General features: G+C 70.9%; 19 protein-coding genes. 11 read left to right on the top strand and 8 right to left on the bottom strand.

Annotated features, from left to right (window positions below):
• The first annotated feature begins 30 nt into the window (after positions 1–30).
• On the top strand, positions 31–648 hold the full coding sequence (locus tag FK531_RS06745; RefSeq protein WP_246097971.1) for a PPA1309 family protein: 618 nt from the start codon (positions 31–33) through the stop codon (positions 646–648).
• A 6-nt stretch (positions 649–654) separates the two neighbouring features.
• Here the strand turns inward: FK531_RS06745 and FK531_RS06740 are convergent, their stop codons facing one another.
• Complete coding sequence (locus FK531_RS06740) at positions 655–1,677, bottom strand: YlbL family protein (protein ID WP_181762849.1); 1,023 nt, start codon at positions 1,675–1,677, stop codon at positions 655–657.
• 96 nt (positions 1,678–1,773) lie between these two features.
• On the opposite strand from FK531_RS06740, the gene FK531_RS06735 reads away from it, so the two are divergent.
• The 4 genes from FK531_RS06735 (at position 1,774) to FK531_RS06720 (ending at position 6,475) form a co-directional block, all read left to right on the top strand.
• Positions 1,774–3,159, top strand: coding sequence for a zinc-dependent metalloprotease (locus FK531_RS06735; protein ID WP_142096796.1), 1,386 nt, complete (start codon positions 1,774–1,776; stop codon positions 3,157–3,159).
• A 98-nt stretch (positions 3,160–3,257) separates the two neighbouring features.
• Positions 3,258–4,145, top strand: coding sequence for a hypothetical protein (locus FK531_RS06730; RefSeq protein WP_142096793.1), 888 nt, complete (start codon positions 3,258–3,260; stop codon positions 4,143–4,145).
• Between the two features lie 7 nt (positions 4,146–4,152).
• A complete protein-coding gene (locus FK531_RS06725) occupies positions 4,153–5,481 on the top strand; it encodes an ABC1 kinase family protein (RefSeq protein WP_142096790.1) in 1,329 nt (442 codons plus the stop codon).
• A gap of 28 nt (positions 5,482–5,509) precedes the next feature.
• The gene (locus tag FK531_RS06720; RefSeq protein ID WP_142096787.1) at positions 5,510–6,475 is read left to right on the top strand and encodes an exodeoxyribonuclease III; all 966 of its coding nucleotides are present in this window, start codon (positions 5,510–5,512) and stop codon (positions 6,473–6,475) included.
• On the opposite strand, the gene FK531_RS06715 is transcribed toward FK531_RS06720, so the two are convergent.
• Together FK531_RS06715 and FK531_RS06710 are read right to left on the bottom strand one after the other, a co-directional pair.
• Complete coding sequence (locus FK531_RS06715; RefSeq protein WP_142096784.1) at positions 6,420–6,713, bottom strand: WhiB family transcriptional regulator; 294 nt, start codon at positions 6,711–6,713, stop codon at positions 6,420–6,422. The two genes, FK531_RS06720 and FK531_RS06715, sit on opposite strands and share 56 nt — an antisense overlap.
• Before the next feature lie 446 nt (positions 6,714–7,159).
• Entirely contained in the window at positions 7,160–9,313 is a 2,154-nt protein-coding gene (locus tag FK531_RS06710; protein WP_142098102.1) for an ATP-dependent DNA helicase UvrD2, read from the bottom strand.
• 69 nt (positions 9,314–9,382) lie between these two features.
• Between FK531_RS06710 and FK531_RS06705 the strand changes: the two genes are divergently transcribed.
• Entirely contained in the window at positions 9,383–9,640 is a 258-nt protein-coding gene (locus tag FK531_RS06705; RefSeq protein ID WP_142096781.1) for a mycoredoxin, read from the top strand.
• An 18-nt stretch (positions 9,641–9,658) separates the two neighbouring features.
• Here the strand turns inward: FK531_RS06705 and nudC are convergent, their stop codons facing one another.
• The 3 genes from nudC to FK531_RS06690 all read right to left on the bottom strand — a co-directional run bounded on the left by nudC (position 9,659) and on the right by FK531_RS06690 (position 12,044).
• Entirely contained in the window at positions 9,659–10,540 is an 882-nt protein-coding gene (nudC, locus tag FK531_RS06700) for an NAD(+) diphosphatase (protein WP_435531034.1), read from the bottom strand.
• A gap of 31 nt (positions 10,541–10,571) precedes the next feature.
• Entirely contained in the window at positions 10,572–11,639 is a 1,068-nt protein-coding gene (locus FK531_RS06695; protein ID WP_142096775.1) for a potassium channel family protein, read from the bottom strand.
• 72 nt (positions 11,640–11,711) lie between these two features.
• Positions 11,712–12,044 carry a hypothetical protein gene (locus FK531_RS06690; protein ID WP_142096772.1) on the bottom strand — a complete coding sequence of 111 codons (333 nt, stop codon included), beginning with the start codon at positions 12,042–12,044 and terminating at the stop codon, positions 11,712–11,714.
• 71 nt (positions 12,045–12,115) lie between these two features.
• Here FK531_RS06690 and FK531_RS06685 point away from each other — a divergent pair, with 71 nt between their 5' ends.
• The gene (locus tag FK531_RS06685) at positions 12,116–12,490 is read left to right on the top strand and encodes a DoxX family protein (protein ID WP_142096769.1); all 375 of its coding nucleotides are present in this window, start codon (positions 12,116–12,118) and stop codon (positions 12,488–12,490) included.
• A 2-nt stretch (positions 12,491–12,492) separates the two neighbouring features.
• Here the strand turns inward: FK531_RS06685 and FK531_RS06680 are convergent, their stop codons facing one another.
• A complete protein-coding gene (locus FK531_RS06680; RefSeq protein ID WP_142096766.1) occupies positions 12,493–15,849 on the bottom strand; it encodes an ATP-dependent helicase in 3,357 nt (1,118 codons plus the stop codon).
• Complete coding sequence (locus FK531_RS06675; RefSeq protein ID WP_142096762.1) at positions 15,846–19,157, bottom strand: ATP-dependent helicase; 3,312 nt, start codon at positions 19,155–19,157, stop codon at positions 15,846–15,848. The genes FK531_RS06680 and FK531_RS06675 overlap by 4 nt, the downstream gene beginning before the upstream one ends.
• Positions 19,158–19,227: 70 nt before the next feature.
• Here FK531_RS06675 and FK531_RS06670 point away from each other — a divergent pair, with 70 nt between their 5' ends.
• The 4 genes from FK531_RS06670 to FK531_RS06655 all read left to right on the top strand — a co-directional run.
• Positions 19,228–20,013 (top strand): alpha/beta hydrolase, encoded by a 786-nt coding sequence (locus FK531_RS06670; RefSeq protein ID WP_142098099.1) that lies wholly within the window; start codon positions 19,228–19,230, stop codon positions 20,011–20,013.
• Complete coding sequence (locus FK531_RS06665) at positions 20,014–20,310, top strand: MGMT family protein (protein ID WP_142096760.1); 297 nt, start codon at positions 20,014–20,016, stop codon at positions 20,308–20,310.
• 106 nt (positions 20,311–20,416) lie between these two features.
• Positions 20,417–20,815 (top strand): ACT domain-containing protein, encoded by a 399-nt coding sequence (locus tag FK531_RS06660; RefSeq protein WP_142096756.1) that lies wholly within the window; start codon positions 20,417–20,419, stop codon positions 20,813–20,815.
• A 71-nt stretch (positions 20,816–20,886) separates the two neighbouring features.
• Positions 20,887–21,468 (top strand): DUF222 domain-containing protein (locus FK531_RS06655; RefSeq protein ID WP_142096753.1); only part of this gene is annotated, 582 nt, incomplete at its 3' end.

Genomic DNA, 21,468 nt, shown 5'->3' with positions numbered 1-21,468 from the left:
TCCGAGTTGCCCGAGTGCGAGGATGGACCCGTGAGCGATTTCGATGGCGAGTACCGCAGCCCGGCCGATCTGTCCCCCGACGCACTGCCCCGGTGCGTACACGAAGTGGCCGACTATGCCGACGCGGGCGGCTGGGGCCAGCCCCCGCAGATGTTCGCCCTCGTTCCCACCGCGATCCTGGCGGCCGCCGAGCCCGACCTGCTCGACCAGCTCGAGGAGGGCGCCGAGCTGACCCCGGTCGAGCAGGAACCGTTCCCCGAGGACGTCGGCGGCGGCTCCCCCGCTCTCGACGAGTTCCTCTCGACCACCAGCTGGCCGGCCGAGGTGGCCGGCTGTGTGCTGGTCCAGGAAATCGTGGTGCTGCCGCCGACCGCCGAGTCGGACCTGGACAGCGCGGTCGCACCGGTGATCACCGATCAGCATGCCGCCGACGAGGTGGCCCGGGCCACCGCTCAGGCTCACCCCGAACGTCGCGACGCCCGGCTGATCGCCGCGGTCCTGCGCGACGGACCGTCCGCCTGTGTGTTGCAGCTCATGCCGACCGACGACGATCCCGACGCCGAGCCGGAGTTGCTGACCTACGAGGACCTGGCTCCGAACCTGATCAACGCGCTGTACGCCACGTTCGACGCGCCCGACGACTACTGACCGCCGTCAGCAGGCGGGCGCGTCACCGCCGGCGTTCAGCGACTCCAGCGCGTGCACGGCGCCGTCGAGGTTCTCGACCTTGACCAGTCGCAGTCCGTCCGGGGTCCGCTGCTTGGCCTCGTCGCAGTTCCGGGCCGGCACCAGGAAGGTGGTCGCGCCGGCGTCGCGGGCCGCGATGAGCTTGTAGGGGATGCCACCGATCGGACCGACGTCGCCGTCGGAGTCGATGGTGCCGGTGCCCGCGACGAACTGCCCGCCGTTGAGCTCCCCCGTGGACAGCTTGTCGATCACCGCGAGGGTGAACATCAGCCCGGCCGACGGCCCGCCGACCTCCGCGAGATTGAAGTTCACGGTGAAGGGGACGTCGGGTCGTTCGGTCGGTGTGATCCCCAGGTAGCCCTTTGCCGGGGATCCCGGGCGTGCCCCGAGCGCGACGGGCACCGTCACGTCCTGGCCGTCACGCTTGACGACGACGCTCACCTCCGTGCCCGGTGCGAGCTCGGCGACCGCGCGCTGCACGTCGCCGACGGTCCGCACGGGCGCCCCGTTGATGCTCACCAGCTGATCACCGGCGCGCAGCGCGTCCTTCGACGGACCGTCCGGGCTCACCTCGGACACCTCGAGGATCACCGGCTTGTTCAGGAAATGCAGTGCGGCGAGCTCCGCGGACTGCTCGGACTGCTGGAAGTCCGCCTGATTCTCCTGTTTGACCTCGTCCCGGCTCTTGTCGGCCGGGTAGACCTCCTCGCGGGGACGGAGGCCGTGGTCGCCGCTTAGCCAGAACCCGAACGCCTCGAAGATGTTCAGTCCGTCGCGGACCGAGACCGTGGTCATGTTGAGGTTGCCCGAGGTCGGGTCCAGTTCGGTGCCCTCGATGTCGACCACCGGCTTGTCGTCGACGTCGCCGAGAGTGTTGAACGTCGGACCCGGGCCCAGCGCCACGAACGGCACCGTGACCCACATTCCGACCAGAAGCAGCGCCACGACCGGCACCAGCGCCGCGACCAGGGTCACCATCCGTCGATTCACCCGGTCCAGGGTAGAGGGCGGTCGGCGGCGGTCATGTTCGCCCTCGGCGTGATTTCCGCGGTCACTTCACGGGGCAGCGCCTTGTACCGTTGAGATATGAGCAATCTGCCGTTTGGTTTCTCGAACTCCGACGACGACAAGGATCCCGACAAGGATCGGTCCGGCGGCGACCCGACCGGTCCCGGCGGCATGCCGTTCGGATTCAACCCCGAGGGCTTCGACCCGGCGCAGCTCGGCCAGATGCTCACCCAGTTCGGCCAGATGCTCAGCGGCATGGGCAGCGCGATGGGGCCCGGCGGCTCGACCGGCCCGGTCAACTACGACGTGGCCAAGAAGCTCGCCCTGCAGCAACTGGGCACCGTCCCCCCCGTCCCCAGCGGTACCGCAGCGGCCGTCGCCGATGCCGCGCACCTCGCCGAACTGTGGCTCGACGGGTCGACGACGCTGCCCGCAGGCGCCACCCGCACGGTCGCCTGGACGGCGGCCGAATGGCTCGACAACACCCTCGACACCTGGAAGCGGCTGTGCGATCCGGTCGCCGAGCAGGTCTCCGGAATGTGGGTGTCCGGACTTCCCGAGGAGGCCCGCCAGATGGCCGGGCCGATGCTCGGCATGCTGGGCCAGATGGGTGGGCTCGCCTTCGGCTCGCAACTCGGCCAGGCCCTCGGCCAGCTGTCGTCCGAGGTGCTGACCTCCACCGACGTCGGCTTGCCGCTCGGCCCGACCGGGGTCGCGGCGTTGCTGCCGACGGCGATCGAGAAGTTCAGCGAGGGCCTCGAGCAGCCCGACCGCGAGATTCTCGTGTTCCTGGCCGCCCGTGAGGCCGCCCACCAGCGGTTGTTCGTGCACGTGCCGTGGCTGCGACAGCGACTGCTCGCCACCGTCGAGGAGTACGCCCGCGGCATCAAGATGGACTTCTCCGCGATGGAGGAGGCCGCCCAGGGCATCGACCCGAGCGCGCTCACCGATCCGGCGAAGCTCGAGGAACTGTTGCAGCAGGGCACCTTCGAGCCGCAGACCACCCCCGAACAGAAGCAGGCACTCGAACGCCTCGAGACCCTGCTCGCACTGATCGAGGGCTGGGTGGAGACGGTGGTCGCCGCGGCCCTCGGCGAGCGGTTGCCGGGTGTGGCCGCACTCAGCGAGACGCTGCGTCGCCGCCGCGCGACCGGCGGTCCCGCCGAGCAGACCTTCGCCACCCTGGTCGGTCTCGAACTTCGGCCGCGCAAGGTCCGCGAGGCGTCCCAGCTGTGGCGTCAGCTCACCGAGGCTGCCGGGATCGACGGCCGCGACGGCGTCTGGGCGCACCCCGACCTGCTGCCCGACTCGACCGACCTGGACAACCCGGCCGCCTTCGTCGATCGGGTGGTCGGCGGCGGCACGAGCACGTTCGACGATCCGATCGCGCAGCTCGAGGCCACCGAGGCCCGCGAGCGGGAGCAGCGTGAAGGTCCCGGCGGCACCGAGTCGCCGGAGAAGTAGTCCGCCAACCCAAATCATGCAGGTCACAGCGCTGTAGCCCTGTGGACAACCGGCGTCGAACCGACCGCCGGCGGCGGTGGCCCTGGCACTGTCGGACCATGACACCGGTCTTCGCACGCACCGCCGCACCCCGGCTCGACCCCCGGATCCCAGTCCTGGTCCGGCCCAGCGGAACGCTGCAACTGGGCTGGGATCCCGAGCGCGCGCTCCTTCTCCGGCCGCCTCGCGGGGTGACCGCGGCCGCGTTGTCCGCTCTCCTGCGCCTGCTCGACGGCCGACACAGCCGTTCGGACATCGTGTGGCAGGCGAACACGCTCGGCATCGACACCGCCGACATCGCGCAGATCCTCGCCGAGCTCGAAGAGGCCGCCGTCCTGACCTCCACGCCACGTCGCACCCTGGTCCGGTCGGTGCACCTGCACGGTCGCGGGCCGCTCTCGGACGGGATCGCCGCCGCGCTCGCCGACGGCCGGGTCAGGCTTTCCCGGACCGCTCCCGGCGAGCTCGGCGAACGGCGACGGCTGCCGAGCGCGGATTGCATCGTGCTCGCCGACGAGCTGGTGCCCGACCCTCGACTGGTCGCCGAACTGGTCGCGGAAGGCATTGCGCACCTTCAGGTCCGGCTGCGCGACGGCCGCGGCGTGGTCGGCCCGCTGGTGCTCCCGGGGCGCACCAGCTGCCTGCGCTGCGCCGACCTGACCAGGACCGAACTCGACGGGGACTGGCCGCACCTGGCCGCGCAGCTGCTCGGTGCGGTGGGGCACGCGGGACCGGACACGGTGCTCGCGACCACGGGTCTGGCGCTGGCCCAACTGGACGCGCTGATCGGCGGCGACCCGACCCGCGCCCCCGCCAGCCTGGACGCCACCCTGGAACTCGATCTGGCCGTCCCGCGTCTGGTCCGGCGACGTTGGCACCCGCACCCGAACTGCGTCTGCCGCGGGCGTACCTCGGATGTAGGCGAATCTCAGGATCGTCAGCCATGATGGGGACGTGCCTGACATCCCCCGCCGCAGCTCCGCCCGGACCGCCAAACTCGCGAGCATTCCGCTGGGGATCGCCGGGCGCGCGGCGGTCGGATTCGGACGCAAGCTCGCCGGTGGGGACCGCGACGAGATCGACGCGAAACTGACTCAGCAGGCCGCCGAGCAGCTGTTCACCGTGCTCGGGGAGCTCAAGGGTGGCGCGATGAAGCTCGGGCAGGCCCTGAGCGTGATGGAGGCCGCAGTCCCGGAGGAGTTCGCCGAGCCTTACCGGGACGCATTGACCAAGCTGCAGGCGGAGGCGCCGCCACTGCCCGCGCGGAAGGTGCATCGCGTCCTCGACGAGCAGCTCGGCACCCGCTGGCGGGAGCGTTTCAGCAGCTTCGACGACGCGCCCACCGCTTCGGCGAGCATCGGGCAGGTGCACCGGGCGGTGTGGTCGGACGGCCGCGACGTGGCGGTGAAGGTGCAGTACCCGGGGGCGGACGAGGCGCTGCGCGCGGACCTGAAGACGCTCTCCCGGCTCGCCGGGCTGTTCAGTTCCGTGATGCCGGGTGCCGACGTCAAGCCCGTCCTCGACGAACTGAGCGCACGGACCGAGGACGAACTGGACTACCGCATCGAGGCGAACAACCAGCGCGCCTTCGCGACGGCGTTCGACGGCGACGCGAAGTTCGCCATCCCGCGGGTGATCGCGAGCGCACCCAAGGTGGTGATCACCGAGTGGATGTCCGCGACCCCGCTGTCGGCGATCATCAGCGGCGGCACCGTGGACCAGCGCAACAACGCCGGCGCGTTGCTCGCCGAGTTCCACTTCGCCTCGCCCGCGCGGGTCGGCCTGCTGCACAGCGATCCGCACCCCGGCAACTTCATGATGCTGGCCGACGGCCGGCTCGGTGTGCTCGACTACGGCGCGTGCGCCCCGATGCCCGGCGGGCTGCCCCCGGTCCTCGGCCGAATGGTCCGGCTGGCGCTCGAGGAACGTTTCGAGGAGCTGACAGAACTGTTGCGCGCCAACGGTTTCGTGCTCCCCGGCAAGAAGGTGACCGACGAGGAGATCGCGAACTACCTGCGCCCCTTCACCGATCCCATCCACACCGAGTCGTTTCACTTCACGCGGGCGTGGCTGCAGCGTGCGGCCGGCACGGCAACCGACTTCTCCTCCGCCCAGTTCCGCACCGCCCGCGCTCTGAACCTGCCCGCCGAGTACGTGATGATCTTCCGCGTGCTTCTCGGCTCGGTCGGCATCTGCGCCCAACTCGACGCCGAGGCGCCGTACATGGGGATCCTGACGCAGTGGCTGCCCGGCTTCACCGAGGACGTGCGGCGCGCGGAGTAGCTCGGCACTGCACCTACACTGTGCGATCGTGCGGATCGCGACCTTCAACGTCAACGGCATCCGAGCTGCGCAGCGACGGGGATTCGAACAGTGGCTGCGCGAGCGCGATCCGGATGTGGTGGCGCTGCAGGAGGTCCGGGCCCGGGCATCCGCTATTCCCCACGGCGTGTTCGGCCCGTACCACCTCGCCTACGACGAGGGCACCCTCGCCGGACGCAACGGTGTCGCCGTCCTGACTCGGCACGCACCCGAGTCGGTGCGCACCTGGACCGGCACCGCACTGCTGCGGGCACCCGGTGAAACTCACACCGACACAGTCGAACTCGAGCCGACTCCGCTGGCCCGGGGACTGCGCGAGTTCGCGAATCAGGGCCGCTACCTCGAGGTGGACCTCGCGGACGCGCCGATCACGGTCGCCTCGCTGTACCTGCCCAAGGGCGGCCTCCCCGCGCACCTCCAGAAGCCGGGGCGGATGCGGGAGGCGCCGGACGGCGGCGCCCGCTACGAACGCAAGATGCGCTTCCTCGACGCCTTCGCACGTCAGCTGACACGCTCACGCCGGGACGCCCGCGCCCGCGGCCGGGAATTTCTGCTCATGGGCGACCTCAACATCGCCCACACCCGCTACGACGTACGGAACTGGCGGCGCAGCAACCAGATGGAAGGTTTCCTCCCCGAGGAACGTGAGTGGTTCGACTCGATCCTGTCCCCACGCACGCTCGTCGACGTCGTCCGCGGCCGGCATCCGGACACCGACGGGCCGTACACCTGGTGGTCGTGGCTGGGCCAGTCGTTCGTCGGCGACGTCGGCTGGCGCATCGACTACCACCTCGCGACGCCGCGGCTCGCCCGGGCTGCCGTCGCCGCGGGCACCGACCGCGAACCGTCACCGGACCGACGGATGAGCGATCACGCCGCCGTCGTCGTCGACTACGACCTCACGCACACACCGCCACCTTCCGGGGACGGCCGCGGGGACGCTTACGGGCGATGACGACGCCCTGCTCGAGGATCTCGCCGCCCCACACCCCCCACGGCTCGGCGCGGTCGAGCGCGGCGCTGAGGCAGCGGGCGCGGACCGGGCACTGCCCACACAGGGTCTTGGCCTGCTCGAGTTCGGCGGGGGTCTCGCCGAACCAGAGGTCGGGGTTGTCGGCGCGGCAGGGCAACTCGCGACGCACAGGGCGGATCACCGTCGGCTCGATGGGGTTGGCGACTGTCGCGGTAGACACGTCGTGCTCCTTTGGCTCTGGATTGGAAACAGGAAAGTGGTGCGAACCTGTAGCCGGGCCTGGAGCGGGTGCTCGAAAACAAAAAGGCCACGGTCCGCTGGTGCGTCCGTGGCCGAGAGGAAGGAGAGGTTCCTACCGAGTGGTGACTCGGTGTCTACTCCTGGGCACGGACGAGAGAGCTGCTGCGTCTGCTGCGCGATGGCGATCGACGCGCTTGGGCGCCACCGACCACGCTGCCGCGGGCAGGTGAGCGGCGGGAGCGATACGAGTGGTCGCTGCGACGCCCTGCGCGCTGCCGTTCCAATCGATCATGGCCAATCACCTCCCTCTCGTTCGTGCGGACTGTCGTTCCTTCGGGGTACCACTGCGACAAGCCGAAGCTCACCGCGTCGGAAACCAGGGTATGCGGTCTCCCGCGGACCGCACAACCCATTTTTGACCTGCGGTTACACGTCCTCGATGAGCGACGCCTGTGCCGTGGCGACCGGATCATCCCCGCGGACTACCGCGAGTACGTCCGCTCCGAACCGTTCGAGTTTCTTCGCTCCGATCCCCGGAATCGTCACCAATGCGCGATCGTCGCGCGGTTGTTGCTCGGCGATCGCGGTCAGCGTGGTGTCACTGAACACCACGTACGCCGGGACCTTCAGCTCCTTGGACTTGGCGGACCGCCAGGCCTTGAGGGCGTCGAACAACGCGGCGTCGAGGTTCGACGGGCAGGTCTCGCAACGCCCGAGCATCGTCGCCGCGGTGCCGAGCAGCTGCTTGCCGCACACCCGGCAGCGCGGTCGCTTCTTCTGCGGCGCGGGCGCCGCGATCCGGGAGGCGGGCGAGTCCTCCGGAACGAGGCCGTGCAGGAAGCGGGAGCGCCGGCGAGACTTGCGACCGCCCTCGTTGCGGGCCAGCGCCCACGACAACTGCAGGTGCTCACGCGCACGGGTGACGCCGACGTACAGCAGCCGACGCTCCTCCTCGATGCCGGCCTCGTCGGGTGCGCTCTTGCTGTCGCCGAGCACGTGTGCGATCGGCAGCGTGCCGTCGGTGACCCCGACCAGGAACACCGCATCCCACTCGAGGCCCTTGGCCGCGTGCAGCGACGCGAGGGTCACACCCTGCACGGTCGGTGGGTGCCGAGCCTCCGCACGGGCGGCGAGGTCGCGCAGCAGGCCTGCCAAGTCGAGGTCCGGCTCGTGGGTGAGCAACTCCTCGGTCAGTGCAACCAATGCGCCGAGCGAGGCCCACCGTTCCCGCGCCTGGGCACCCGCCGGCTCGGCATCGGTGAGACCCATCGGCACCAGGACCGCCTTGACCAGGGTGATCAGTGCCGGCCCACGATCGGCCCCCTCGGGCAGATCCGCCCGCGACGCCGTCTGCCGCAGTGCCGAGACCGCCTGCCGGACCTCGGGCCGGGTGAAGAACCCCTCCCCGCCACGGACCTGGAACGGGATGTCGAGTTCGGTCAGCGCCTGCTCGTGTACCTCGGACTGGGCGTTGATCCGGTAGAGCACCGCGATCTCCGCGGCGGGGGTGCCGTTCGCGATGAGCTTGGCGATCGACTTCGCGACCGCGGCGGCCTCCGCCGGCTCGTCGTCGAACTCCGCGAACTCCGGCTCCGGACCGGACGGTCGCTGGCCGATCAGCTGCAGTCGGGTCCCGGCGATCCGGCCGCGGGCGGCACCGATCACCTGGTTGGCGAGCGAGACGACCTCCGGGGTCGACCGATAGTCGCGTTCGAGCCGGACGACGGTGGCCTCGGGGAACCGCCGCGAGAAGTCCAGCAGGTAGCGCGGGGTCGCGCCGGTGAAGGAGTAGATGGTCTGGTTCGCGTCGCCGACGACGGTCAGGTCGTCGCGTTCGCCGAGCCACGCGTCCAGCACCCGCTGCTGCAGGGGCGTCACGTCCTGGTACTCGTCGACGACGAAGCAGCGGTAGCGGTCCCGGAATTCCTCGGCGACGGTCGAGTGCTCTTCCAGCGCCGCCGCGGTGTGCAGCAACAGGTCGTCGAAGTCCAGCAGCATGGCGCCGTCGCGAACCTTGAGCGCCTCGTAGGCGGCGTAGACGTCGGCGACCTTGCTCGCGTCCGCGGGCGGTTCGCGCCGGGTCCGGGCCGCCGCGACCGGGTAGTCCTCGGGCGCGATCAGGGACGCCTTCGACCACTCGATCTCGCTCGCGAGGTCGCGCACACTCTCGGTACTGGTGGACAGGCCCACCCGGTTCGCCGCCTGCGCGACGATCGCGAACTTGCGGTCCAGCAGGTCCCACTGGGTGTCACCGACGACCTGCGGCCAGAAGTAGCGCAGCTGCCGCAGCGCCGCGGCGTGGAAGGTTCGGGCCTGCACCTGACTCGCACCCTCACCGATGCCGAGGGTGCGCAGCCGCGCCCGCATCTCCCCCGCGGCCCGCGCGGTGAAGGTGACCGCGAGCACCTGCCCGGCGGAGACGTGCCCGCCCGCGACGAGGTGCGCGATCCGGCGCGTGATGGTGCGTGTCTTGCCGGTGCCGGCGCCGGCGAGCACACACACCGGCCCGCGGGGGGCGAGCACGGCGGCCGACTGCTGCGGGTCAAGTCCTGTTGCGTCGGCTGACATGGCACCCATCATCGCAGGGACCACCGACAGCGCTCGCAGCCGCACGGAACAATTCGCGCCGGTCGTGGTGTTGTATGCGCCGTGACCGTTACAGACACCGACACCGCCCTGACCATCTACTCGACCACCTGGTGCGGGTACTGCCGCCGACTCAAGAAGCAGCTCGACGAGTCCGGTATCGGCTACATCGAGATCGACATCGAGGACGATCCCGCCTCCGCCGAGTTCGTCGGCAGCGTGAACGGCGGCAACCACGTCGTCCCGACCGTCAAGTTCGCCGACGGCAGCACCGCCACGAACCCGACCCTCGTCGACGTCAAGAAGGCGCTGGGTCTCTAACTACTTGGCCCCACGCCTCTACTTGGCCCACGCCTCGAGCATGCCGCGGGCGATGGACACCGAACCCGGGACGAGCAGTCGCGCGTCCGAGGTCGAGGTCCAGTCGCCCGCGGCGAGCGCCGCCCGCACCTCGTCCCGGCCGAACCAGTGTGCCTCCACGATCTCGCCGTCCGCGAAGGTCAGCGGGGCATCCGGGTCACCGACCGCGGAGAAACCGATCATCACCGACCGCGGGAACGGCCAGGGCTGACTACCCAGGTAGCGCACGTCCCGGACCACAAGCCCGACCTCCTCGGCGATCTCGCGAGCCACACACGCCTCGAGCGACTCGCCCGCCTCCACGAAGCCGGCGAGCACGGAGAATCGGCGTTCCGGCCAGCTCGGCCCCCGTGCCAGGAGTACCCGGTCGGCACCGTCGTGTACGAGGCAGATGACTGCCGGGTCGGTGCGCGGAAACTCCTCGTGCCCGGTGCTGGTGCTGTGCCGCGACCAGCCGGAGATCGTCGGAGTGGTCGGCGCGCCGTCGATCGAACTGAAACCGGCACTGTCGTGCCAGTTCAGCACCGCGACGGCCGTGGTCAGTAGGCCCGCGCTCGAATCGTCGAGCCGGTGCCCGATCAGCCGGAGGTCACCGAGTTCACCGGTCAGCGCCGTGACCCGCACCGCCCACAGGTGACGGCCGTCGCGCCGGCCGAGAAACACCGCGCCCGGTAGCGGCTCATCGCCGAGGCCCGAGGCCGGTTCCAGCACGAGCTCCGCGCCCTCGATCCGGGCCTGTCCGCGATGATTGACGCGCAGCACGGAGGCATCGCGCCAGCCGGCGCGCAGCGCATCCGCGTCACCGCGCAACTCCTCCGCCCGGTCGAGGGCCGACCGCGACAGCAGGGGCAGTTCGGTCATTTCGAAGTGAGGCACGTCAGCAACCCTAGGACTAGTTGCTGACGCGGCGGATGTAGAGCAGGCGGTCGTTCTCCTCGACCGCGTCGACCTCCGGCGAACCCACCCGGACCAGCCGGCCGTCACGCACGACGCCGAGGACGATGTCGGACAGGTGCCGCGGCGACCCGCCGATCTCGTCCCGCTCGACCTCGCGCTCGGCGATCGCGAACCCGGCCTCCGGCGTGAGCAGGTCCTCGACCATCTCCACGACGGTGGGGGTGGTCCTGGCGATGCCGAGCAGCCGGCCCGCGGTCTCCGAGGAGACCACCACCGAGTCGGCGCCCGACTGACGCAGCAGGTGCGAGTTGTCGGTCTCGCGGATCGCGGCGACGATCTTCGCCTTCGGCCCGACCTCGCGCGCGGTCAGCGTGACGAGCACCGCGGTGTCGTCGCGGTTGGTCGCGACGATGACCGAGGCCGCGTTCTGGACACCCGCCAGCCGCAGCACGTCCGACTTGGTTGCCGAACCGAGCACGGTGACCAGGCCGAGCGCCGCGGCGGAGTCGAGCGCGGTCTGGTCCGTGTCGACGACGACGATCTCGGACGGCTTGATGTCGTCACCGAGCATGGCGTCGACCGCGGTCCGGCCCTTGGTGCCGTAACCGACGACGACGGTGTGATTGCGCACGGCGTGCCTCCAACGCTGGATCTTGAATGCCTGGCGCGATCGCTCGGTGAGCGCGGCCATGGTGGTGCTGATCAGGATGATGAGGAAGAGCACCCGCAGTGGGGTGATCAATATGACGTTGATCAGTCGAGCGCTCGGGGTGATCGGGGTGACGTCGCCGTAGCCGGTGGTCGAGAGCGAGACCGTCGCATAGTAGAGGCAGTCCAGGAACGACAGTTCGTTGTCCTGCGCGTCCTTGTACCCACCACGATCGAGGTAGACGACGAAGACTGCGAGCATCAGGACCGCGACGGCCATCATCACGCGCCGGAAGATCATCTGGAACGGACTGCGGACCAACTCCGGAATCCGTACGACGTTCACCAGGGCGAAGTCGGGTCGCTCGGTCAAGTTCTCCTGATCCCGCAGGCGCGCACGCAATTTACCGGCCATGAGGGCGTTTCCAGTTCGCAGACATCGGCTGGGAGCCTAACCGAGCCGCGGACGCGCGGCGGCCCAGACCGATCAACGGCGCCGCGCGCCGACGAAGTCGAGCGCCTCGCGGCCCAATGCACGCCACAATTCGTCGGTGCCGCCGGCTACGCTCATCCACTCCTTCATGGGCACACCCTTGCCCGCGTCGTAGGGCGACCCCACCCCGTCCGCGATCAGCGATACGACCCGCTCGCGTGGCAGTTTCACCACCAGTCGGCCGTGCGAGAGCATCGCGAATATCGAACCGTTGACCTTCAGGGCCGCGGAGCCGAAGCCGCGCGTGCCGCCAACTCCGGGGGCCGTGACACCGGGTGCCCCCTCGAAATGGTCGACCAGCGCGGAGAAGCGCTCCTCCGGATCCATGCGTTCCATTCGACGCCTGCCGACGTTGCTGCACAACCCCGATCCCCCCAACACACCAGTACCGTCGAGGCATGGCAATCACTCCCAGCACCGGACTGTCGGCGATCCTCCTCGGCGCGGGCGCCCTGCATTTCGTCAATCCGAAGCCGTTCGACGCGATAGTGCCGAGGCAACTTCCCGGTGATGCTCGGACGTACACCTACGCCTCCGGGGTGGCCGAACTCGCGGTCGGCACCGCAATCGCCATTCCGCGGACGCGCCGGCTCGGCGGCACTCTCGCTGCCGCGCTGTTCGTCGCGGTGTTCCCGGCCAACGTGCAGATGGCGGTCGACTGGCTCGGCCGGAGCTCGACTCCGTTGCCCCTGAAGATCCTCGGAGTCGCGCGCCTGCCGTTGCAGATTCCGTTGATCGCCGCGGCGCTGAAGGTCCGACGCGACGCGGCCTGAGGTCAGCTCCCGGCGGAACTCGCGCCCGCCGATTCGATCAGCGCGATCAACTCGGGCGCGTCCGGCAAGTCCGAGGGCGCGATCGTCCGTCCGGTCCGCACGTAGTGGAATGCTGCGCGCACCCGGTCGACCGCAATCGGCTCCTGCCCGCGTGCAGCCGCGCGCGCCGACATCAACTCGGCCCAGGCCAACCGGTACGCGGCCAGCTGCATGGCGACCGCGTGCTCGTTCGCCGCGGAGGGTTCGGCCCCGGTCTTCCAGTCGATCACCGTCCAGCCGCCGTCCGGGTCGGCGAAGACGGCATCGATCCGACCCCGCACGACCGTGCCCGCGATAGACGTCTCGAACGGCACCTCCACCTCGACGGGGCTGCGATTGGCCCACGCCGACCGCAGGAACGCGTCCTGCAGTGCGGCAAGGTCGTCGTCGCCTGCCCCGTCCACGTCCGCCGCGCCCGGCAACTCGTCGATGTCCAGCAGTCGGGTTGCCCCGAACCTGCGCTCGATCCAGGCGTGGAATGCGGTTCCCCTGCGCGCCAACGGGTTCGGCGAGAAGGGTAGCGGTCGACGCAGCCGGGCCGCGAGCTCGTCCGGGGAGGCGGCGAGGTCGACCAGTTGACTGACCGACAACTGGGTCGGCAGCGCGACCTCCGCACGCGCGGCCGCCCGCCGTGCGCGCTCGACGAGCAGCGCCTCGACGTCCGCCGCCCAGCCCTCCGGATCGTCCTCGGTCGCGTCGGCGGCCTCGGGTGCGGCGAGCGCGTCGAGCACGAGCTGCGCGCCGCGGACGACCCCGGCACGCCTCTCCCCCAACGGATCCTGCGGCCACAGCGCCGTCACCGGCTCCGCCGTCAGCGGGTTCTCCGCGTCCGCCTCCGGGTCCGGCGCCCACTGTTCCACCACCCCGATCGGCCGACCCTCCGCCTCAGCGGCGTCGACCAGGGCACGCATCTCGATCAGGAACTCCGACGGGCCCTTCGGTGTGGACCCCGTCTCCGACCACTGGTGGCCGGAGACGTAGAGGGCACGTTCGGTCCGCGTCAGTGCCACGTAGAACAGGCGCCTGTCCTCGTCGAGCTTGCGGCGGGTCAACGCGTCCTTGTGCGCGGTCAGCGCGTCCTCGAGGTCCTTGCGATCGCATACGTCCTCGAGGTCGAGCACCGGAACTCCGTCCGCGCCGTCACCCTCGTGTGCGCGGTCCCCGCGCAGCGACGGCGGCAGTTCGGCAACCGCGCCGAGCCAACTCCCCGATGCCGTGGTGGAGGGGAACACCCCGCCGACCACGTGCGGCACCGCGACGACCTCCCATTCGAGCCCCTTGGCGGAGTGCACGGTCAGCACCTGCACCCGGTCCTTCGCGACCTCGACCTCGCCTGGCGCGAGCCCCTTCTCGACGGTTTCTGCGGCGGACAGGAACGCGAGCAGTCCGGTCAGCGTGGCCGACGGGTTGCGGGCGTACCCCGCCACCGCGTCGGCAAATGCGTCGAGATGTTCGCGGCCGGCCCCGCCGTCGCGACTCCAGGGCAGGCGGGCCTGCGCCTCGATGCCGATGCCGAGCACCCGCTCCACCTCCGCGACCAGTTCGGTCAACGGCTGGCCGATCCGCTCGCGCAGCGAGGCCAATTCCGCCGCGAGCGCGCCGATTCGGGCGTAGCCGAGCGTCGAGTAGCGCCCAGCCCGGCCTGGGTCCGCGATGGCGTCGGCGAGGCCGGCCAGCTCGGCATGCTCACCGGGCAGGGCCGCCTCCAGCGCCTGGTCCAGGCTCGCCGCGTCGGTCACCGCGCCCGCGGTGCCGCGGGTCGCACCGATCGCCAGCTCACGCGCCCGCCGCCACAGCGCGGCGAGGTCGGACACGCCGAGTTGCCAGCGGGCACCGGTGAGCACCCGCATCGCCGCGCTGCCCGCGAGCGGGTCCGCAACCAGGCGCAGCATCGCGATGACGTCGGCGACCTCCGGGATGTGCAGCAGCCCACCGAGACCGACCACCTCGACGGGCAGTCCGCGTCGGCGCAGCGCGGCCGCGACGGGCGCCGCGTCGGCGTTGCGGCGGATCAGGACCGCTGCGGTCGGCGGGTCCTCGCCCCGGTCGCGGGCCGCGGCGTAGTCGGCGGCGATCCGCTCGGCAACCCAGTCCCGTTCGCGTTCCACGTCTTCCGCGAGGGCGAGCCTGATGTCCCCGGGTTCGGCACCCGGCTTGGGTCGCAGCTCCTGCACGGGCACACCCCGCTCGCGCAACGGTGCGGAGACCGCGTTCGCGAGAATCAACGCCTCCGCCGGGTTCCGCCAACTGGTGAGCAGCTCGAGTCGCGGCGCGGGCGTTCCGTCCGGGAGCGGGAAGTCGGTGGCGAAGCGTGGCAGGTTCGCCGCCGACGCGCCGCGCCAGCCGTAGATGGACTGCATCGGATCGCCCACCGCGGTGAGCGCCAGTCCGCCGTCCTCACCGCCACCGAACAGCGAGGACAGCAGTACCCGTTGGGCGTGTCCGGTGTCCTGGTACTCGTCGAGCAGCACCACCCGGAACCGCCCCCGCTCGGACCGCCCGACCTCGGGATGCTCGGCTGCCACCCGCGCGGACAGCGACATCTGACTGCCGAAGTCGAGTGCGCCCTCGCGGCGCAACGCCTCGGACACCCGCTGCACCAGCGGCAGCAGTGCGATCCGCTCGTGCTGGGTGTCGAGGATGTCGAGCAGGTCCTTCTTCGGCCCGCCGCGTTGACGCGGGCCCGCGGGCAGGGTGTGGATCAGCTTGTCCAACTCCGTGTGCGCCTCGCGCAGGTCGTCGGGTTCGACGAGGTGCTCGGCGAGCTGACCGGACAGCGCGAGGACAGCCTCGGTCAGCGAGGTCGGGTTGCGGTCGGTGTCGAGGTCGCCGTCCCACGAACTGACCACCCGGTACGCCAGCTGCCACAACGCGGTCTCGGAGAGCAGTTCCGCGGACGGCTCCATCGGCAGCAGCAGTCCGTGCTCGGTGAGCAGCCGTCCGGCATACGAGTGGTAGGTGCTGACCTCCGGTTCGCCCGAGAGGATTCGCCCGCGCAGCTGACCACTGGGGTCGAGGGTGCGCAGCAACGGCGAACCGGCAAGGCGCGCAAGACGTTGCCGGATCCGGCTGGTCAGCTGCTGAGCGGCCTTGCGCGTGAAAGTGAGCCCGAGCACCTGCTCGGGGTCGACCAGTCCGTTGGCCACCAGCCACACCACGCGCGCTGCCATCGTCTCGGTCTTGCCTGCCCCGGCGCCCGCCACCACGAGCGTCGGTCCGAGCGGTGCGGCGATCACCGCTTCCTGCTCCTCGGTCGGCGGGAACTGACCGAGCGCGGCCGCGAGTTCCGCAGGCGTGACCCGCACCTGTCGCGTCGTCACAGGCCGGTCACCTGCCGTCCTGTCTCCTGAGCCGGGCAACTCGACGTCACCGGGCAGTGCCGGCAGCCGTCGTTCGGCTTTGCCATGAACTGCGGCCCGCGGGTCGCCGCGGCGGCTGCGTGGACCGCGTCGAGCCACTGCTCCTCGGACTCCTCGGTGAGCGGCGCTTGCAGGCGTTGGGTGGCGCCCTCCTTGCGACTCGGCTTGGCTACGAACACCAGTCGGGCGCCGCCGGACTTCGCCGGGGGTTCGCCGTCGATCGCGCCGGCCAACGCTGCGACCTGGTAGGTCGCCAGCTGGGCGTGCTGCTCGGCAGCCTCCTTGCTCACCGGTGAGCGCGCGGTCTTGACGTCCACGATCACCGGCCGACCGTCCTGGTCGTGCTCGAGCCGGTCGATGCGGCCGCGCAACCGGATCGACGGTTCGCCGGGCCCGCGGGGCTCGAGCACCCCGTCCACCGCAACCTCCACCCCGACCTCGGTGAGCTCACCGCGAGTCGACCGCAGCCACTCGGAGAACGAGTCGATCATCTGCGCGGTGCGGTCCATCTCGCGCCGCGAGTACCACTGCGAGCCGAGGTCGACCGCGTCCCAGGCGGTGGCGAGCGCCTGCCGGACCTGCTCGGGCGGCATCTTGCCGGCAACCGCCTGTACCAGCGTGTGCACCAGGGTTCCGGTGACCGCATGGGTGTTCTCGCCGTCGGTGCCGCCGTGCCGTTCGAGCGCCCAGCGGAGAGGGCACGCGTCGAGCTGCTCGATCGTCGACGGCGACAGCGGGACCGGGCCGTCCTCGAGCTCCCAGAGCGGTGCCTCGGAGCTGGCGCCGCCGACGCCGTACCAGTGCTCGGGGTGCGCGCCGCGCACGCCGGCGCGCGCCAGGCGGGCAAGCTGCTTCGCGGCGCGCGCCTGCGCCTGCGGGTCGGTGTCCGCCAGCTCGGGATCGCACACGACCCTGCGTAATTCGGCGATCAGCGACGGTAGTGCCAGCACCCGGCTCGGGAGCACGGGTTCCGGCCACGAGTCCGAGTCCCCGAGCTCGCCCTCGACATCCCCGCGGCCGAGCAGTTCGTCCACGAACCGGGACTGAACCAGGTCGGCGTCGCCGACGGCCGACCGCACGGCCGTGACGAGCAGGGTGCGCCGGGCCCGGCTGCAGGCGAGCAGGAACAGGCGTCGTTCCTCGGCGAGCAGGGGCGCGGTGCGAGAGAGCGTCGTGCCGCCGCCCGGCGAGGGATCGACAACACCGGCGGTGAGGTCGACCAGCGCCTCGGTGCCGAGCAACGTCCCGCGCGCCCGCAAGCCGGGCCACAGACCCTCCTGCACGCCGGCGACCACCACGACATCCCACTCGCGGCCCGCCGCGGAGTGCGCACTGAGCACCGCGACCGCCTCGCCGGGCACCGCAGCGACATTCCGCGGGTCGCTCGGGATCTCTTGGTCGGCAAGGTATTCCACGAAGCCAGCGAGGGTGGAGCGGGGTAGCCGGTCGACATAGTTGGCCGCCGCGTCGAACAGCGCGACCACTGCGTCGAGGTCGCGATCGGCCTGCGCCCCGATCGGACCGCCACGCGCGGAGGCGGCAGCCCACCGCTTCTCCAGGCCGGTGGCCTGCCAGCAGGCCCACAGGACGTTCTCCACGCCGCGACCGTCGCGGTGGGCCTTCCTGGCCCTGGTGAGGATGGTGAGTACGCGCCGCAGCGCGGCGAATTCGCCGTCGGTGAGCTTGCCGACCAGATCCTGGTGCGCCTGTTCGCCCTCCGCGATCAGCACGCGCAGCAGTTCCGCCGAGTCCCGCTCGCCGCCGGTCGCGAGCTCGACCCGGCGCAGTCCGCGCCGGAGTCGCCGCAGCGTCACCGGGTCCGCCCCACCGACCGGGCCGGACACCAGCGCGAGGGCGTCCTCGCCGGTGAACGTCCCGCCGGCGACCGCGCGGAGCACGAGGAGCAGTCCACCGACCGAATGCTGTCGGGCGAGAGGCAGTTCGGATGATGCGGTGGTGACGGGCACACCCGCCGACAGCAATGCCCTGCGCAGCGGCGCCAACGCCCGCGGGACCGACCGCACGATCACCGCCATCCGGGACCACGGCACTCCGTCTCGCAGGTGCGCCCGCCGCAGGGTGTCGGCGATCAGGGCGGATTCCTTGCCCGGGGTGCCGAGCACTGCCACCTGCGCCTCGCCCACCTCGCCGCCCTCGGCTGGTCGGACGATCGCACCGCGGTGCGGCGGCAGTCCGGGCAGCCGGGCCGCGATCGCCCCGGTGATCTCCGAGATGCGTTCGGCGTTACGGAAGTTGGTGTCGAGCACGACCTGCCGGTCGGACCCGGCCTCGGCGAGGTCCGTCAGGAACCGCGAGTCCGCACCGCGGAAACCGAACACGGACTGGTCGGGGTCACCGGCGACGACCGCCAGGTCCGCGCCCCGCCCGAGCAGTCGGATCAGTTCGGCTGCCTGCGGGTCGAGATGTTGGGCGTCGTCGACGAACAGGTACCGCACGCGCGCACGTTCGCGGGCGAGCAGGTCAGGATCGGTGGCGAAGGCGGACAGCGCCGCACCGACCAGCTCCGCCGCGTCGAGGGCGGGGGCCGTCGCCTCCGGGGCTTCCACGCCGACGGCACCACGCAGGAGCGTCACCTGCTCGTAGCGGGTGGCGAACTTGCCCGCGGCGACCCATTCCGGCCGATGGTGGTCGTGGCCCAGCTTGACCAGGTCCTCCGGGCCGATCCCGCGTTCGCCCGCGCGCAGCATCAGGTCACGCAATTCGACGGCGAACCCGGCCATGGGCAGCGCGGGTCGCAGCCGCTCGGGCCACTGGCCGGCTCCGTCCTCGACGTCGCCGCGCAGCATCTCGCGCAGTACCGCGTCCTGCTCGGCGCCGGTGATCAGCCGCGGCGGGGGGTTCGAATGCGCGGCGGCCTGCAAGCGCAGCACAGCGAACGCGTAGGAGTGCACGGTGCGCACCAGCGGCTCGCGGGTGGCGCGTGAGGATCCGGCGCCGAGCAGTCCCGCCGTGATCGCCTCCCGGACCGCGGTCGCTGCCTTGCGTGAATGTGTCAGCACCAGAACCGATTCCGGGTCCCCGTCCGGTCCGGCGATCCGGGACACCGCGAGGTCGACCAGTAGCGAGGTCTTACCCGTGCCGGGACCTCCGAGCACCTGCCACGGTCGCCGAGCCGACCGGCCGGGCACCTCGGCCGCGATCCGCGCGGCGTCGGCGCCCCATACTCGCGGCGCCGCGGCTTCTGGCGCGCGACGGACCAGGGTCGCGCCCGACCGCTGCACCCTGTCCTGTCCCTCCGCGTCCGTCATGGCAGGCATTCCACCACGGGGCACCGACAACGCCGCCGCCCGCACATCGGTCTCGCGCCGATCGGGCAAGATGGCGGTCGTGGCGGACCTCGAGATCCATAGATACGGCCCGGTGGACGGACCCCCGGTCCTCGCGCTGCACGGGATGACCGGGCACGGGCAACGCTGGCAGCACCTGGCGGACGGATACCTGCCGCAGGTGCGGATGCTCGCCCCCGACCTGCGGGGTCACGGCCGATCGACCTGGGCGCCGCCGTGGTCGATCGACAACCAGGTGGACAGCCTCGTCGAACTGCTCGAGGCCGAGGCCCGCGAACCGGTCGTGCTGGTCGGGCACTCGTTCGGCGGCACCATCGCCCTGCACCTGGCAGCCCGGGCACCCGAGCGAGTGCGGGCACTGCTCCTGCTCGACCCGGCGATGGCACTCGATCCCGCGAAGTTGCTGGAGATCGCGGACCTGACGGTGCGCTACCCGGACTACACCGATGCCGCGGAGGCGAGGTCGGAGAAGGTGCACGGCGCGTGGGCCGACGTCCCCGACGAGGTGCTGGACGCGGAGATCGCCGAGCACCTGATTCAGCTCGAGGGCGGCCGGGTCGGCTGGCGGTACGCGGTGCCCGCTGTAGTCGCGTCCTGGGGCGAGCTCGCGCGCCCGATCGTGGTTCCGCCCGCGGACCTGCCCACCGTGCTCGTGCAGGCGATGCGTGTGCAGCCGCCGTACGTGAGCGCAGAGTTGCGCGGCGCGCTGACCGAACGGCTCGGCGACCGGCTGACCGTTGTCGAGATGGACGTCGACCACATGGTGGCGCAGTCGCGGCCCGCGGAGGTGGCCGCGCTGATCGAGAAGCTGCTGTAGGTGGCCGCGACCACCGAGGATCAGGTCGAGCGGGTGCGCGAGCTGGTCGCGTCGATCCCGCCGGGCAGGGTCGCCACGTACGGCGACATCGCGGCCGCGGCCGGACTGTCGAGCCCGCGGACGGTCGGCTGGATCATGCGCACCGACAGCTCCGACCTGCCCTGGCATCGGGTGGTCCCGGCGTCGGGTCGGCCCGCGCCGCATCTCGCGCACCGGCAGATCTCGAAGCTGGCGTTGGAGGGTGTACCGATCAACGACGGCAGGGTGGACCTGAGCGCCGCCCGCCACCGATTCTGACCCCGGAATCAGTCGCCGTTCGACCACAGCGGGACGACGCGGGCCGCCCGGTTCGGGCTCGTCCATGCCGCGATGAGTACCCACACACTGTGACATCGTCGAACCCATGTCCGGTGAACGCGACCTCGACGTCCTGCTCTCCTCGATGAGTCCGGTCAGACGCGCCGGCACCTATGTGTTCGTCTCGGTCCTGGAACCGGACCAGGTCTGCGCGGAGGCGACCGTCGTCGAAGACGAAGGCACCACGCTGGTGGTGACGAAAGCCGTGGCGGACAACCACGGCTGGCACTACGACTTCGAGGCCGCATGGATCACGCTGCGCGCACACTCCGCGCTCGACGCAATCGGGCTGACCGCGGCAGTGAGTGCCCGACTCACCGCGGCTGGCATCAGCTGCAACGTGATTGCCGGGTTCCACCACGACCACCTGCTCGTACCAGTAGCGAAGGCCGGTCTCGCGCTCGCGGCGTTGGCGGAGCTCGCAGCCGAAGGTCGCACGAGATGAACGTGGTTGCCACACTTCACAACCGGAGGTAGACTCGAACACACATTCGAACTCACGGGGGGGTGGTCGCGATGAGCGCAACAGCAGAACACACACCCCTCACCGACCACGAACGATCCCTCCTCACCGAGATCAGCGACACCGCCCGCACCGAGAACGCCGCCGCCGCGAACCTGATCGCCCAGATCATGAACTACACCACCTCCCGCGCCACCTACGCCCACCGAGCACCCGGCACCATGTTCGACTCCGAGACCGCACACCGATCCGCCGTCGCCGAAATCGCCCTCCAACTCTCCATCAGCCACCAAGCCGTCAACACCTACATCCGCCTCGGCTACACCCTCGTCCGACTCCCCGACGTCCGCGCCGCCTTCACCACAGGCGAACTGCCCCTGAGCAAGATCCGAGTCATCGACGAACGCACCCGCGCCGCCACCGGCGCCGCACTCCAACGCCTCGACGAGGCCATCCTCGCCGCCGCCCGCCGACTCGCCCCCACACCACTGGGCACCGAAATCGACCGCCTGCTCATCGAAGACGACGCCGACTGGGCCGCCCGCGCCCGCCGCGACGCCGAAACCCGCCGCAAGGTCCGCACCCGCAAACTCCCCCACGGCATGGGACAACTCACCGTCACCCTCACCGCGACA

Origin of the sequence: Rhodococcus spelaei (genome assembly GCF_006704125.1) — a bacterium.
Lineage (GTDB): Bacteria > Actinomycetota > Actinomycetes > Mycobacteriales > Mycobacteriaceae > Rhodococcus_G > Rhodococcus_G spelaei.
Note: the sequence above shows the minus strand (reverse complement) of the source record. Positions and strands in the feature narration are given on the sequence as shown.